This is a genomic window from Curtobacterium sp. Leaf154 (assembly GCF_001424595.1).
GTDB lineage: Bacteria > Actinomycetota > Actinomycetes > Actinomycetales > Microbacteriaceae > Curtobacterium > Curtobacterium poinsettiae.
The window spans coordinates 711,275-725,114 of sequence record NZ_LMOS01000001.1 but is presented as its reverse complement, the minus strand read 5'-3'; the positions used below and the strand labels follow the sequence as shown (position 1 = coordinate 725,114).

Annotated in this window: 13 protein-coding genes; 12 read left to right on the top strand and 1 reads right to left on the bottom strand. The window is 73.6% G+C overall.

Annotation, left to right across the window (positions count from 1 at the left end; all coding sequences use genetic code 11):
• The first annotated feature begins 5 nt into the window (after nucleotides 1-5).
• Entirely contained in the window at nucleotides 6-1,988 is a 1,983-nt protein-coding gene (locus tag ASF75_RS03400; protein WP_042540290.1) for a hypothetical protein, read from the top strand.
• Nucleotides 1,989-2,112: 124 nt separating this feature from the next.
• On the opposite strand, the gene ASF75_RS03395 is transcribed toward ASF75_RS03400, so the two are convergent.
• The gene (locus tag ASF75_RS03395; protein WP_017887189.1) at nucleotides 2,113-2,568 is read right to left on the bottom strand and encodes a DUF4383 domain-containing protein; all 456 of its coding nucleotides are present in this window, start codon (nucleotides 2,566-2,568) and stop codon (nucleotides 2,113-2,115) included.
• A gap of 111 nt (nucleotides 2,569-2,679) precedes the next feature.
• Between ASF75_RS03395 and ASF75_RS03390 the strand changes: the two genes are divergently transcribed.
• The 11 genes from ASF75_RS03390 to ASF75_RS03340 all read left to right on the top strand — a co-directional run bounded on the left by ASF75_RS03390 (nucleotide 2,680) and on the right by ASF75_RS03340 (nucleotide 13,835).
• The gene (locus ASF75_RS03390; RefSeq protein WP_056068787.1) at nucleotides 2,680-5,634 is read left to right on the top strand and encodes a DEAD/DEAH box helicase family protein; all 2,955 of its coding nucleotides are present in this window, start codon (nucleotides 2,680-2,682) and stop codon (nucleotides 5,632-5,634) included.
• A 67-nt stretch (nucleotides 5,635-5,701) separates the two neighbouring features.
• Complete coding sequence (gene fmt / locus ASF75_RS03385) at nucleotides 5,702-6,637, top strand: methionyl-tRNA formyltransferase (RefSeq protein ID WP_056068784.1); 936 nt, start codon at nucleotides 5,702-5,704, stop codon at nucleotides 6,635-6,637.
• Entirely contained in the window at nucleotides 6,634-8,202 is a 1,569-nt protein-coding gene (locus tag ASF75_RS03380; protein ID WP_235517501.1) for an RsmB/NOP family class I SAM-dependent RNA methyltransferase, read from the top strand. The genes fmt and ASF75_RS03380 overlap by 4 nt, the downstream gene beginning before the upstream one ends.
• Before the next feature lie 35 nt (nucleotides 8,203-8,237).
• Complete coding sequence (gene rpe, locus ASF75_RS03375; protein WP_017887193.1) at nucleotides 8,238-8,897, top strand: ribulose-phosphate 3-epimerase; 660 nt, start codon at nucleotides 8,238-8,240, stop codon at nucleotides 8,895-8,897.
• A 101-nt stretch (nucleotides 8,898-8,998) separates the two neighbouring features.
• Entirely contained in the window at nucleotides 8,999-9,262 is a 264-nt protein-coding gene (locus tag ASF75_RS03370; RefSeq protein WP_031259753.1) for a phosphoribosyl-ATP diphosphatase, read from the top strand.
• A 70-nt stretch (nucleotides 9,263-9,332) separates the two neighbouring features.
• Nucleotides 9,333-10,172, top strand: coding sequence for an ATP phosphoribosyltransferase (gene hisG / locus ASF75_RS03365; RefSeq protein ID WP_017887195.1), 840 nt, complete (start codon nucleotides 9,333-9,335; stop codon nucleotides 10,170-10,172).
• Complete coding sequence (hisF, locus tag ASF75_RS03360; protein WP_056068781.1) at nucleotides 10,169-10,939, top strand: imidazole glycerol phosphate synthase subunit HisF; 771 nt, start codon at nucleotides 10,169-10,171, stop codon at nucleotides 10,937-10,939. Before hisG ends, hisF begins: the two co-directional genes overlap by 4 nt.
• Before the next feature lie 25 nt (nucleotides 10,940-10,964).
• The gene (gene hisI, locus ASF75_RS03355; protein ID WP_056068779.1) at nucleotides 10,965-11,363 is read left to right on the top strand and encodes a phosphoribosyl-AMP cyclohydrolase; all 399 of its coding nucleotides are present in this window, start codon (nucleotides 10,965-10,967) and stop codon (nucleotides 11,361-11,363) included.
• Complete coding sequence (locus tag ASF75_RS03350) at nucleotides 11,360-12,904, top strand: anthranilate synthase component I (RefSeq protein WP_056068777.1); 1,545 nt, start codon at nucleotides 11,360-11,362, stop codon at nucleotides 12,902-12,904. Before hisI ends, ASF75_RS03350 begins: the two co-directional genes overlap by 4 nt.
• Nucleotides 12,901-13,599 (top strand): Trp biosynthesis-associated membrane protein, encoded by a 699-nt coding sequence (locus tag ASF75_RS03345; protein WP_017887199.1) that lies wholly within the window; start codon nucleotides 12,901-12,903, stop codon nucleotides 13,597-13,599. The genes ASF75_RS03350 and ASF75_RS03345 overlap by 4 nt, the downstream gene beginning before the upstream one ends.
• Complete coding sequence (locus ASF75_RS03340) at nucleotides 13,596-13,835, top strand: HGxxPAAW family protein (protein WP_017887200.1); 240 nt, start codon at nucleotides 13,596-13,598, stop codon at nucleotides 13,833-13,835. Before ASF75_RS03345 ends, ASF75_RS03340 begins: the two co-directional genes overlap by 4 nt.
• The last annotated feature ends 5 nt before the right edge of the window (nucleotides 13,836-13,840 follow it).

Below are 13,840 nucleotides of genomic sequence, written 5' to 3'. Positions count from 1 at the left end.
ACCGCGTGACCACCGTCGCGCGCGTCGTCCTCGACTCGCCGCTCCCGCAGTTGGACCGTCTGTTCGACTACCGGGTGCCGGCCGAGCTCGAGGACGACTGCGTCGCGGGGGTCCGCGTCAAGGTGCCGCTGCGCACCGGGGCGCGGATGTCCGACGGGTACGTGGTCGAGATCGTCACCGAGGGTGAGTACCCCGGTGAGCTCAGCCAGATCGAGGCCGTGCTGTCCCCGGTGCCCGTCCTGGCGCCGGAGATCTGGACCCTCGCGCGCGCCGTCGCGGACCGGGCGGCGGGCGTCGCCTCCGACGTCCTGCGCCTCGCCGTACCACCGCGTCAGGTGCGCGCCGAGAAGGCCTGGCTCGCCCGTGACACCGCGTGGTCGCCCCCGCCGGTGACCGCTCCGCCCGTCACCGGCTACGCCGACGGCGTCCTGGAGGCCGTGGTGACGGAGCACGGACGTGCTGCGGTCGCCGCCGTGCCCCAGCCCGTGGCGGTGGGTGACGCGGACGCGCCGGTCTGGGTGCCGGGATGGGCTGCGACGCTCGCCCAGGCCGCGGCGCACACGCTGGCGGCCGAGCAGTCCGCGGTGGTCGCCGTGCCGGACTTCCGCGACGTCATCGACCTCGAGCGCGCCCTGCTCGCCGTGCTGCCGCCGGAGCGGTTGGTGCGGTTCGACGCGAAGCAGACGAACGGGCAGCGTGCGAAGGCCCTGCTGCAGGCCCGCACGCACCCGGTGGTCGCGATCGGGAATCGCACGGCGATGTACGCGCCGGCGACGGAGCTCGGGCTGATCGCGATGTGGGACGACGGCGACGCCTCGTTCATCGAGCAACGGGCGCCCTACGTGCACACGCGCGACGTCGCCCTGGTGCGGGCGGCCCAGTCCGGTGCCGCGCTGCTGTTCGTCTCGCACGCGCGCAGCACCGACGTGCAACGCCTGGTCGAGCTGCACTGGCTGCAGGACGTCGTCCCGTACCGCGTGAAGACCCCGAAGGTCATCCCCACCGTGCAGCAGACCGGGGCCGAGGGCTTCGCCGCCCAGGCGCGCATCCCGAGTTCGGCCTGGCGTGCCGCGCGCGAGGCGAGCCAGCACGGAGCCGTCCTGGTGCAGGTCGCCAGCCCGGGCTTCGGCACCGGCCTGGTCTGCGCCGAGTGCGGCGAACGGGCGCACTGCCGGGTCTGCGGCGGCCCGCTCGGCAGCCCCCACCGGGGCGCCACCCCCCAGTGCCGGTTCTGCGGTGCCCTGGCCGTCGGGTTCCGCTGCCCGACGTGCGGCAACGGCACCGTCAAGCCGGTCGGCCAGGGCGCACAGCGCACCGCGGAGGAGCTCGGGCGGGCGTTCCCCGGCACCCGGATCATCGTCGCGGACGGATCCCGTCCGCTCGACGAGGTCCCCGCCAAGCCGTCGGTCGTCGTCGCCACCCGCGGGGCGGAACCCTCGGTGCCCGGCGGTTACGCCTGCGTGCTGCTGCTCGACGGCGAGAAGATGCTCGCCCGCGAAGGGCTGCGCGTGCAGGAGGACGTGCTGCGCTTCTGGACGAACGCGGCGGCGAAGTCGGCCCCCGGCGCCGAGGTGTACCTGGTCGGGATCGGTGGGCGTCTGGCGTCGGCGATGGCCCTGTGGCGGCTCGACGGACCCGCGCACGACGAACTCACCGACCGCCGTGAACTCCACTTCCCGCCGGCCGTCCGGGTGGCGACGATGACCGGCACCGACGAGGCCGTCACCGCTGCGGTCGAGGCCCTGGGCGACGCCGTCGTCGGTCCGGTGCTCGGCCCGGTCCCCGTCGAGGACGACGCTCTGCCGGGCACGGTCCGGGCGATCGTGCGGTTCCCGTACGCCCACGGTGCCGAGGTCGCGGCGACGCTCAAGGCCGAGGTCATCCGGCGTTCGTCGACCCGGCGGGTGCTCAAGGGCGGCAACCGCCGACGGGCCGCTCCGACGCTGCGGGTGCGGCTCGACGACGCCGAACCGTTCTCCGAGGTCTGAGCCCGGCCGACCGGGTGGGCACGACTGGGTGGCCCCGACGCAGAACGACACCGCCGACGTCGTGGGACGTCGGCGGTGTCGTTCGGGGTCTGCCGCGTTGCTGCGACAGTCGGGTGTGCGCCGGTCAGGCGTTGGCGGGCCGGCGACGCTCGCGCGGCAGCACGACGCCGAGGGCGACCATGCCGATGGCGAGCACGAGGTGCAGCCAGTTGTCGGCGTTGTTCAGCGGGACGAAGTTCGCACCCGAGCTGTGCCCGGCGGTGAACAGGCCGTAGACCCACAGGACGAAGTAGACGACCCCGCCGAGCACGAGGTACATCCGCGAGCCGGTGGCCCGGTTGGCGGCGAGCAGTCCGACGACGCCGAACAGCAGGTGGACGATGTTGTGCAGCACCGACACCTGGAAGATGCCGAGCAGCATGCCCATCGACTCGTGTCCGGCGCCGGCCAGGTCACCGGTCGTGATGCCGGGGACGAACCCGGCGATCCCGACGAGCAGGAACACGATGCCGACCACGAGGGCGGCCTTCTGGACGGACGAACCGGCGTAGCGGTTGGTGGCGGTGGTGACGTCGCTCATGGTGGTTCCTTTCCTGATGTGGTTCAGACCGTACGCAGCCACCGCGCAGTCGGTTCACGGACGGTCCACGGAACGCATCCCGCCGCGCACGGCCCGTGGGAGACTCGAGGCGTGACGACGGTGGAACGGGGCGGTCCGCTCACGGGCTGGCGCTACCAGGGGACGCTGCGGCGCTACCAGCAGGACGTGCTCGACCGGGTGCCCGTGGTGCCAGGGGACCCGGTGCACGTGGTCGCGCCGCCGGGCTCCGGCAAGACCCTGCTCGGGCTCCTGCTGGCCGGCCGCGCCGGAGCCCGCGCGCTCGTCCTCGCGCCGACCGCGACGATCCGCTCCCAGTGGGCCGTCTCGGCTGCCGCGCTCGACGGTGCTCCGGCCGTCCGCGTGTCCGAGGACCCCGAGCACCCCGGTGACCTGACCGCGCTGACCTACCAGATGCTCTCGGTCCTCGAGACCGGCAACCCGCTCACCGAGCTCGCGGCTGCGGACTGGCGCCGCGAACTCGTCGAGGGCGGCCGCGACGAGCAGGCTGCGGCAGCGTGGCTCGTCGACCTCGATGGCTCCAACCCGACGGCGTACCGGAAGGGGATCGCGCGGCGCTCACGGGCCATCCGCCGTCGACTCGCCCGCGAGGACCCGGCGCTCCTCGCGACCGCGCTGCACCCGAACGCCCGGGCCCTGGTCGACCGGCTCGTCGCGCACGGCGTCGGCACCATCGTGCTCGACGAGTGCCACCACCTGCTCGACCACTGGGCCCTCGTGGTCGCGTACCTCGCCGCACGCATCCGGCAGGCCGGCCGTGAACCCCTGCTCATCGGGCTCACCGCCACCCTGCCGTCCACCGACGACCGGGACGCGCACGACAACTACACCGCGCTGCTCGGCGACGTCGACCACGAGGTCCCGACACCGGCCGTGGTGAAGGAGGGCAACCTCGCGCCCTACCGAGACCACGTCTGGTTCGTCGAACCCACGCAGGACGAGATCGCGTTCCTCCGCGAGCACGAGGACCGGCTCGCGAGCCTGGTGGCGACGACGTTCGACGACCCCGACGGCGCGGACTGGCTGGTGCACACCCTGCAGCCACCCGTCGACCAGTCCGACGGTGACCGCTCGGCCACGGCATCGCCCGAGACGCGGCTGGCCCGTGCGTTCGACACCGACTTCGCCGTCGCCGAGTCCGCCGCGCGCATGCTCGCGGAGGTCCGTCCGGACCACCCGGTCCTGGCCTTCGTCCACCACGCCGCCCGGAGCACACCCGACGCCGAGCAGCGACTCCGGCTGCTCGCCCGCTACGCCCTCGACCGGCTCCTGCCCGATCCCGACCGAGCGGAACAGTGGCAGCGGATCAAACGGTCCATCGTCGACTTCGGCTTCACCCTGACGGACCGCGGGGTCCGGCGTGGCCGCGACCCCGTCGACACCGTCCTCGCCTCGTCCGCGGCCAAGGACACCGCGGTGGGGGAGATCCTCCGGCTCGAACTCGAGCAGGAGGGCGCGGGCCGCCTGCGCACCGTCGTCGTCACGGACCACGCCACGCACGGCAACGCCCGTGGCTCGGGTGGGCGCGACGCCGGCGCGCTCCGCACCTTCGCGACGATCGCCGCGGACCCGACCCTCACCGGCCTGCACCCCGTCCTCGTCACCGCGAAGCACCTCCGCATCGCCGCCCGCGACGCCGACGTCCTGCTGCCCGCGCTCCGACGCCACCTCGGCACCGAACTGCCCGCCAGTCCGGTGGACGGCACACCGGGGGTGCTCGCGGTGGAGACCGCCGGCACCGGCTCGGCCGCGGTCATCGCCGCCGTCTCGGCACTGCTCACCGACGCGACCACCCGTCTCGTCGTCGGCACCCGCGGACTCCTCGGCGAGGGCTGGGACTGCCCGGCGGTGAACACCCTGATCGACCTCACGGCCGTCGCGACGTCCTCCGCCACCCAGCAGCTCCGCGGCCGCACCCTGCGCCTCGACCCCGCCTGGCCCCGCAAGGTCGCCCACAACTGGACCGTCACCGCCGTCGTGCCCGCTGACGTCCCGCTCCTCGCAGCGCCGGACGTCAGCCGCATGCACCGGAAGCACGATCAGCTCTGGGGACTCCTCCGCGAGGACGACACCCAGGTCGTCCGCGGCACCGGGACCGCACTCTCCGACGCACACGCCCTGCGGCTCGCCGCGATCGTCGCCAAGGACAAGCGGCGGAGCGTCCGAGCGCTCGACGACGACATCGCGGCGGCGCTGCCGTCCCGTGAGCAGACCCACGCGGCCTGGCGCATCGGCGAGCCGTACGCCGACCGCGAGAGCACGGCGGCCGTCCTCCACGAACCCGATGCCGCGCCGTGGACCACCGGCCCCACCGCAGCCGCCGTGATGACCGTCGTGCTCGCGCTGGTGCTCGCGGTCGTCGCACAGTCGTTCCGTGTCGTCGTCGAACTCTGGCGCGCCGGCGTCGTCCTCGGCGTCGTCGGTGCGGTCCTCACCGTGGTCGCCGCGACCGCGGTCGCCTGGCCGGTCGCCCGCCAGCTCGGCACGGCGCTGCGACAGCGGTTCGACACCGCGCACGGCTACCGGAGCGCCGTCCGCGTCGTCATCGACGGCCTGCACCGCGCCGGACGCATCCCCGCCTACAGTGACGGCGACATCCGCGTCACCCCGACGATGGTCGGCAGGCTGCCGGTGGCGTTCACCATGGAGGCCCTCGGCGGGACCGTGGAGGACCGCCGCACGGTGACGAGCGCACTCGCCGAGGCGTTCGGTCCGGTCCGCACGCCGCGGTTCCTGCTCGAGACCGGGCGCGGCGAGGCAGCGCGGCTGCGCCGGGCACCGCTGCTGGCGCTCGCGCTGTGGATCGCACGGACGACCACCCGCGGCAACCGGTTCCTGGCGGTCCCGACGGGGATCGGACGACGGCGGGAGGACGCCGAGGCGTTCGCCGCCGACTGGGACCGTTCGGTCGGTCCGTGTCGGCTCCACGAGATCGACTCGCCGGCGTCGCTCGTGCTGCTGCTCCGCGCTCGACGTGACTCCGGAGCGACGAAGACGCCGCCGTCCCTGCGTGACCAGTGGTCCTGACGACGGGCTGGTGACGTCGGCCGGTGCTCGTGCCGGCCGCGGGCGACGCGCGTGGGACGATGGACCCATGCGTCTCGTCGTCGCCGGCAGCCCCGCTGCGGCCGTCCCCACCCTCCGCCGTCTGGCGGCGTCCGACCACGAGATCGTCGCGGTGCTCACCCGGCCGGCCACCCCGCAGGGCCGCAAGCGGGTCCTCACCCCGACTCCGGTGGCCGTCGTCGCCGCGGAGCTCGGACTGCCGGTCATCGAGGCCTCGCGCGTCGACGATGCCGTCACCGCCCAGATCGCGGACCTCGACGTCGACCTCGGCGTGATCGTCGCCTACGGCGCACTGCTCCGCCGCCCGGCCCTCGACGCCCCGCGACACGGGTGGATCAACCTGCACTTCTCCGACCTGCCGGCGTACCGCGGTGCTGCTCCCGTGCAGCGTGCGGTGATGGCCGGCGACACCCGGACCGCCGCCACGGTCTTCCAGCTGGTCGAGGCGCTCGACGCCGGCCCGGTCTACGCCGCCCTGCCCTTCGAGATCGACCCCGAGGCGACCTCGGGCGAGGTCCTCGCCGCGATGGCCGAGGTCGGTGCGGACGTGGTGACGGACGTCGTGGACGCGATCGCCGCCGGCAGCGCCGTCGCGACCGAGCAGTCCGGCGAGCCCACCCTCGCCCCGAAGCTCACGATCGACGACGGCCGTGTCGACTTCGCCGCTCCGGCAGCGGTCGTGCACGCCCGGCTGCGCGGCGTCACGCCCGAGCCCGGCGCGTACGCCCACCTGGGCGAGACCCGCGTGAAGCTGCTCCGCAGCACGCTCCAGCCAGGAGGCACCGAGGACCCCGCCCCGTCGCTCGCGCCCGGTGCGCTCGCGCTCCACGGCGGTCGGCTGCTGGTCGGGACCGCCGACACCCCGCTCGTGCTGCTCGAGGTGCAGCCGGCGGGCAAGAAGGCGATGGACGCCGCCGCCTGGGCCCGTGGCCTCGGCGAACTGGACGGGAAGGTCCTCGCATGAGCCCCCAGACGAAGCCCCAGGCTGCCCGCCGTGGCCCCCGCCCGGCCAGTGCCCGCCGCGTGGCGTTCGACGTGCTCCGCGCCGTGCAGGTCGACGACGCCTACGCGAACCTGCTGCTGCCGACGCGCATCCGTCGTGCCGGGCTCACCGCCCGCGACGCCGGGTTCGCGACCGAGCTCACCTACGGGTCGATCCGGATGCTCGGCCGCTACGACGTCATCATCGCGCTGGCCTCCGGTCGCCGGGCCGAGAACATCGAGGCGGACGTCCTCGACGTGATGCGCCTGGGCGCCCACCAGCTGCTCGCCATGCGCACGCCGACGCACGCCGCCGTCGACGCCACGGTGGAGCTCGCCCGCGAGGTCGGTGCCCGCCGCGCCACCGGGTTCGTCAACGCCGTGATGCGGAAGATCGCCGCCCGCACCGACGACGAGTGGGACGCCCTGATCACCGAGGGCCGCGCCGGGGACGCCCTGCTCGCCACCCGGTGGTCGCACCCGGTCTGGGTCGTCTCCGCGCTCCGCGACGCCCTGGCCGCCGAGCGCTCCCGCGACGAGCTCGCAGCCCTGCTCGCCGCCGACAACGCAGCACCCCGGGTGCAGCTCGCAGCCCTGCCCGGACTCGCCACCGACGAGGACATCGCCACCGCGACCGCGCGCACCGCGCCGGACGACGACACCGACGCCGCGTTCGCTGACGCGACCGGTGCGGACGACGTGCCCGCGGCCCTGGTGCCCGCCGTCGACGAACCGGAGGCCGACGGCGCGACCGGCACCGTGCCTCCCGTCCGGTCCACCGAACCCGTCGTGCAGGCGGACGCCGCGCCGGTGTCGCCCGTCGGGATCCGCGGCATCTCCGGCGACCCGGCACGCGTGCCGGGCGTCGCCGCCGGGCGCCTGCGCGTGCAGGACGAGGGGTCGCAGCTCGCCGCGCTGGCGCTGAGCCGCTCGTCGGCCGTGCGTGCGGGGGAGCGGTGGCTCGACATGTGCGCCGGTCCCGGCGGCAAGGCCGCGCTGCTCGCCGCCGAGGCGCAGCAGGGCGGGGCGACCCTGGTCGCCAACGAGCTCGTGCCCGCCCGGGCCGGACTCGTGCGGAACGCCCTCGGCGTGTTCGGCGACCACGTGCGGGTCGTCGAGGGCGACGCCCGTCGGTACGGCCGCGACGGCACCGGGATGACCTTCGACCGCATCCTGCTCGACGCCCCGTGCACCGGGCTCGGCGCGCTGCGTCGCCGGCCGGAGGCCCGCTGGCGGAAGCTCCCCGAGGACGTCGAGGAGCTCGCGGCGCTGCAGACCGAACTGCTCGACGCCGCCGTCCGCGTGCTCGCTCCGGGCGGGACCCTGGCGTACGTGACGTGCTCGCCGCACCTGGCCGAGACGCGCGGGCAGGTCGACGCGCTGATGGGGCGGCACGGTGGCCGGCTCGAGCAGCTCGACACCGCCACGGTCGTCCGGGGTGTCGCCGCTCGTGACCCGGAGATCGCGGACGGCGCCACAGCGCAGCTGTGGCCGCACCGGATCGGCACGGACGCGATGTTCATCGCGCTGTTCCGCCGCGTCGACTGAGGCCCCGACGCGCGGCACGCCGGTAGGCTTGCCCGGTGACGATCCGCATCTCGCCGAGCATCCTGTCCGCCGACTTCGCGAACCTCGAGCGTGAACTCCACCGCATCGAGACCGCCGACCTGGTGCACGTCGACGTGATGGACAACCACTTCGTGCCGAACCTGACGCTCGGGCTGCCGATCGTCGAGCGCCTGCAGCAGGTGTCGCCGGTGCCGCTGGACGTGCACCTCATGGTCACGGACGCCGACCGCAACGCGCCGAAGTACGCCGAGACCGGTGCGTCGAGCGTCACGTTCCACTTCGAGGCAGCCGAGGACCCGGTGGCGACCGCCGCGGCGATCCGGTCGAACGGTGCCCGCGCGGCCGTCGCCGTGAAGCCCGGCACCCCGATCACCCAGGTGCTGCACCACCTCGACGCCTACGACATGATCCTGCTGATGACGGTCGAGCCCGGGTTCGGCGGCCAGTCGTTCATGCCGTCCGTGATGCCGAAGCTCGCTGACGCGCGCGCGGCGGTCGACGCCTCGGGGCTCGACGTCTGGCTCGAGGTGGACGGGGGCATCTCGGTGGACACCGTGCCCGAGGCCGTGCGGAGCGGTGCGGACACGCTCGTCGCGGGGTCGGCGGTCTTCGGCGGCGAGCCCGCCGCGCGCATCACCGACCTGCGCGAGGCCGCCGCCCGGGCACGCTCGTGACCGTGGGAGCGCCGGACGGTGCCGGCCTGGCCGAGGCGACCACCGCCTCCCGTCCGGACGGTGCGTCGGCAGCGTCAGCGGAGACCGGTAGCCTGGACCCCGTGAAGACGTTCGACGACCTGTTCCAGGAGCTCACCGAGAAGGCGCGCACGCGCCCCGAGGGCTCCGGCACCGTCGCCGAACTCGACGCCGGCGTGCACCAGATCGGCAAGAAGATCGTCGAGGAAGCCGCCGAGGTCTGGATGGCGGCCGAGTACGAGGGCGACGAGCGCACCTCGGAGGAGATCTCGCAGCTGGTCTACCACCTCCAGGTCCTCATGGTCGCCAAGGGGCTCACCCCGGCGGACGTCTGGCGACATCTGTAGGACGCGCTCGGGCACCAGCCCGCGCAACGACCTCGATCCGCCACGACCCCGACCAGAAAGCAGACCCCTGATGCTCCGCATCGCCGTGCCCAACAAGGGCTCCCTGTCCGAGACCGCGTCCGACATGCTGCGTGAGGCCGGGTACGCCGGTCGCCGTGACCCGAAGGCGCTGCACCTGCTCGACGAGCGCAACGGCGTCGAGTTCTTCTTCCTCCGCCCGCGGGACATCGCCACGTACGTGGGGTCCGGCGCACTCGACGTCGGCATCACCGGCCGTGACCTGCTGCTCGACTCCGGCTCCGAGGCGCACGAGGTCGACGCGCTCGGCTTCGCCGACTCCACCTTCCGGTTCGCCGGCACGCCCGGACGGTTCGCCTCGCTGCAGGACCTCGACGGCGTCCGCGTGGCCACGAGCTACCCCGGCCTCGTCGGAGCGTTCCTCGCCGAGCACGGGGTCACCTCGACGCTCGTGAAGCTCGACGGCGCCGTCGAGAGCGCCGTGCGGCTCGGGGTCGCCGACGCCGTCGCCGACGTCGTGTCGACGGGCAGCACGCTCCGACAGGCGGGCCTCGAGATCTTCGGCCCAGTGATCCTCGAGTCGACCGCGGTGCTCGTGTCCACCGACGAGACCATTGCCGGCATCGACGTGCTGCGTCGGCGGCTGCAGGGCGTGCTCGTCGCCCGCGGCTACGTGATGCTCGACTACGACGTCCCCACGGCACTGCTCGAGCAGGCGACTGCGGTGGCATCCGGCATCGAGTCGCCCACGGTGTCGCCGCTGCACGACCGCGAGTGGGCGGCGGTCCGCGTGATGATCCCGCGCGACGACGCGAACCTCATCATGGACGCGCTCTACGACCTCGGCGCCCGGGCGATCCTCGTCAGCCCGATCCACGCCGCACGCCTGTGACCACCGGCGGCGTGTCGGTGCGGGTCATCCCGTGCCTCGACGTCAAGGGCGGCCGAGTCGTCAAGGGTGTCAACTTCCTCGACCTGCAGGACGCCGGTGACCCCGTCGAGCTCGCGGCGCGGTACTACGAGCAGGGTGCCGACGAGCTGACCTTCCTCGACGTCGGCGCCACGGTCGAGAACCGGGCGACGATGTACGACACCGTGACCCGGACGGCCGAACAGGTCTTCATCCCGCTCACCGTCGGTGGTGGGGTGCGCAGCGTCGACGACGTGTCGCGGCTGCAGCAGTGCGGTGCGGACAAGATCGGCGTGAACAGCGCGGCCATCGCCCGCCACGAACTCGTCGGCGAGATCGCCGACCGGTTCGGCGCGCAGGCCGTCGTGCTCTCGCTCGACGTCAAGCGGTCGGACCGGATGCCCTCGGGCTTCGTGGTCACCACCCACGGGGGGCGGACCGAGTCCGACCTCGACGCGATCGCCTGGGCGCGCGAAGCCGTCGAACGCGGTGCGGGGGAGCTGCTCGTCAACTCGATCGACGCCGACGGCACGAAGAACGGGTTCGACCTCGGACTCGTGGCCGCGGTGCGCGCGGTCTCGTCCGTCCCGGTGATCGCCTCGGGAGGCGCGGGTCGCGTCGAGCACTTCGCCCCCGCCGTCGACGCGGGTGCGGACGCGGTCCTCGCCGCCAGCGTCTTCCACCGTGGCGAGATGACCGTGGGGGACGTCAAGGCCGCGCTCCGCGCGACCGGTCACGCCGTCCGCTGATCCGCCGCCGTAGGCTAGGAGTCTCATGACCGACAGCACCAGTACCGACACCGAGGCGGTCCTCGACCGCGCACACTTCGGTGCGGACGGCCTGCTCCCCGCCATCGTGCAGGAGGAATCGTCGAAGGACGTCCTCATGCTCGGCTACATGGACCGGGAAGCCCTCCGCCGCACCCTCACCGAGGGCCGTGTGACCTTCTGGTCGCGGTCGCGGAACGAGTACTGGCGGAAGGGCGACACGTCGGGACACGCGCAGTACGTCCGCGGGGCCGCGCTGGACTGCGACGACGACACGCTCCTCGTGACGGTGCACCAGGTCGGGGCGGCGTGCCACACCGGTGCGCACCGGTGCTTCGACGTCGACCCGCTCGCGCCCGTGACCATGTCCGCCCCGGTGGACGCAGCCGTGGAGGCGACCCGATGACCGCCGCGACGATCTCCGAGAACCCGCACACGACCTCCCGGCCGGAGTTCGACGGTCTGGTCGACGACCACCGTGTCATCCCGGTCGTCCGCGCCCTGTACGGCGACAGCGAGACGCCGGTCGGCGTGTACCGCAAGCTCGCCGACGGCCGCCCCGGGTCGTTCCTGCTCGAGTCCGCCGGCCAGGGCGGCCTGTGGTCGCGCTGGTCGTTCGTCGGGGTGCGGAGCTTCGGCGTCCTGACGCAGGACGGCGACCGCGCGGCGTGGATCGACACCGGCATCGACGCCGAGCGGGCCGTCGGGTCCCTCGACGGTGCCCCGCTGGACGTCCTCGCGCGGCTGCACGAGCGCTGGGCCACGCCCCGCGTGTCCGGCTCGCCGCCGCTCGTCGGCGGCACCGTGGGCTTCATCGGGTGGGAGGCCGTCCGGCAGCTCGAACACCTGCCGAACGTGCCGCCGTCCGACTTCGACGTGCCCGGACAGGCGCTGTCGTTCGTCTCCGAGCTCGCCGCCCTCGACCACCGCACCGGGCTCGTGCTGCTCGTCGCGAGCGTGCTGAACGACGGCACGGACGACGCCGACGCCCTGTGGGCGGACGCGCAGCAGCGCCTCGACCGCATGCAGGGCGACCTGGTGCAGCCGAGCGTCGCGACCGTCGCCGAGGCGTTCGAGATCGCGGAGCCGACCCCGACGCACCGGACGAGTCCTGCCGACTACATGGCCGCCGTCGAGCGGTCGAAGGACTTCATCCGCGACGGCGACGTGTTCCAGGTCGTCATCTCGCAGCGGTTCGACCACGAGGTCACGGCCGACCCGCTCGACGTCTACCGCGTGCTCCGGACCCTGAACCCGAGCCCGTACATGTACTTCCTGGCGCTGGCGGACACCGCCGACGAGCGGTTCTGGATCGTCGGCGCCTCGCCCGAGGCGCTGGTGAAGGTGCAGGGCGACCACGCCGTCACCCACCCGATCGCCGGGTCCCGCCCGCGTGGTGCCACGCCCGAAGAGGACGTCCGCCTCGGCGAGGACCTGCTCGGCGACCCGAAGGAGCGCGCGGAGCACCTGATGCTCGTCGACCTGTCCCGCAACGACCTGCAGAAGGTGTGCGAGCCGGGCACGGTCGCCGTCACCGAGTTCATGACGGTCGAGCGGTTCAGCCACATCATGCACCTGGTGTCGAGCGTCGAGGGCCGCATCCGTCCCGAGGCCTCGGCGATCGACGTGTTCCGGGCGACGTTCCCGGCAGGCACGCTCTCGGGCGCGCCGAAGCCCCGTGCGCTCCAGATCATCGACGAGCTCGAGCCCGCCAAGCGTGGTGCGTACGCCGGTGTCGTGGGCTACTTCGACTTCGCCGGCGACGCCGACCTGGCGATCGCGATCCGCACCGCCCTGATCAAGGACGGCGTCGCCCGCGTGCAGGCCGGGGCCGGACTCGTGGCCGATTCCGACCCGGAGACCGAGCACGTCGAGGCGGTCAACAAGGCCGCGGCGCCGTTGCGTGCCGTCGCGACGGCGAACCGGATGCGCGAGGTCCGCTCGTGAAGCGGTCGCGCCCGATCGTCGTCGTCGCCGGACTCCTGGTCGCCGGCATCATCATGCTCGCGTGGACCCAGACCTGGTTCACCGTCCGCCTGCACGCGGGAGCGGCAGTCACGTCGACGGTCGCCGCCGACGGCGCAGCGGTCGTGCCGCAGTTCACCGCGCTGGCGATCGCGAGCCTCGCGCTGTTCCTCGCGATGACCATCGCCGGACGGGTGCTGCGCATCGTGCTCGCCGCCGTGGAGATCCTGCTCGGCCTCGGCGTGGTCGTCAGCGGCATCACCGCGGCCGCCGACCCGATCGCCGCTGCACGCGGCGCCGTGGGCGAGGTCGCCGGGGTGAGCGACCTCGGCGCCGTCCGGAGCGTCGTGTCGAGCGTCAGCGTGAGCCCGTGGCCCGCAGTCGGCATCGCGGGCGGCGTGCTCGCCGTGCTGCTGGGCGTCGTCGTCATCGTGGTCCAGCGCGCCTGGCCCGGACCGAGCCGGAAGTACGGAGCCGCGACCGCCGGAGCCGCCGCCGCGGCGCGGGCCGCGGCACCCGTCGAGCGCGATGCGGTCGTCGACTGGGACGACCTGAGCGCGGGCGTGGACCCCACCACCGTGGACGGCGCGGGCGCGGGGGCGCCGAGTGACGACACGGTAGGATCGACAGGGCGTCGCTCGACCGACGACGCCGGAGCAGAACGAGGAGCACCGTGAGCAACACTGAGCCCGCAGAACTCGGCGAAGGCCACTCGCCGGCCGCCTGGACCGCCGTCGTGATCATGCTGATCGGATTCGCGGCAGGCACGCTGTTCTTCTGGTTCGACCAGCCGTGGGGCGTCTGGGCCTCCGCTGGCGTCGTCCTCATCGGCCTCATCGTCGGTGGCGTGATGAAGAAGGCCGGCTACGGCGTCGACGGTCCGAAGTTCGTCCCCAAGCACCACGGCGAGTAGGGGTC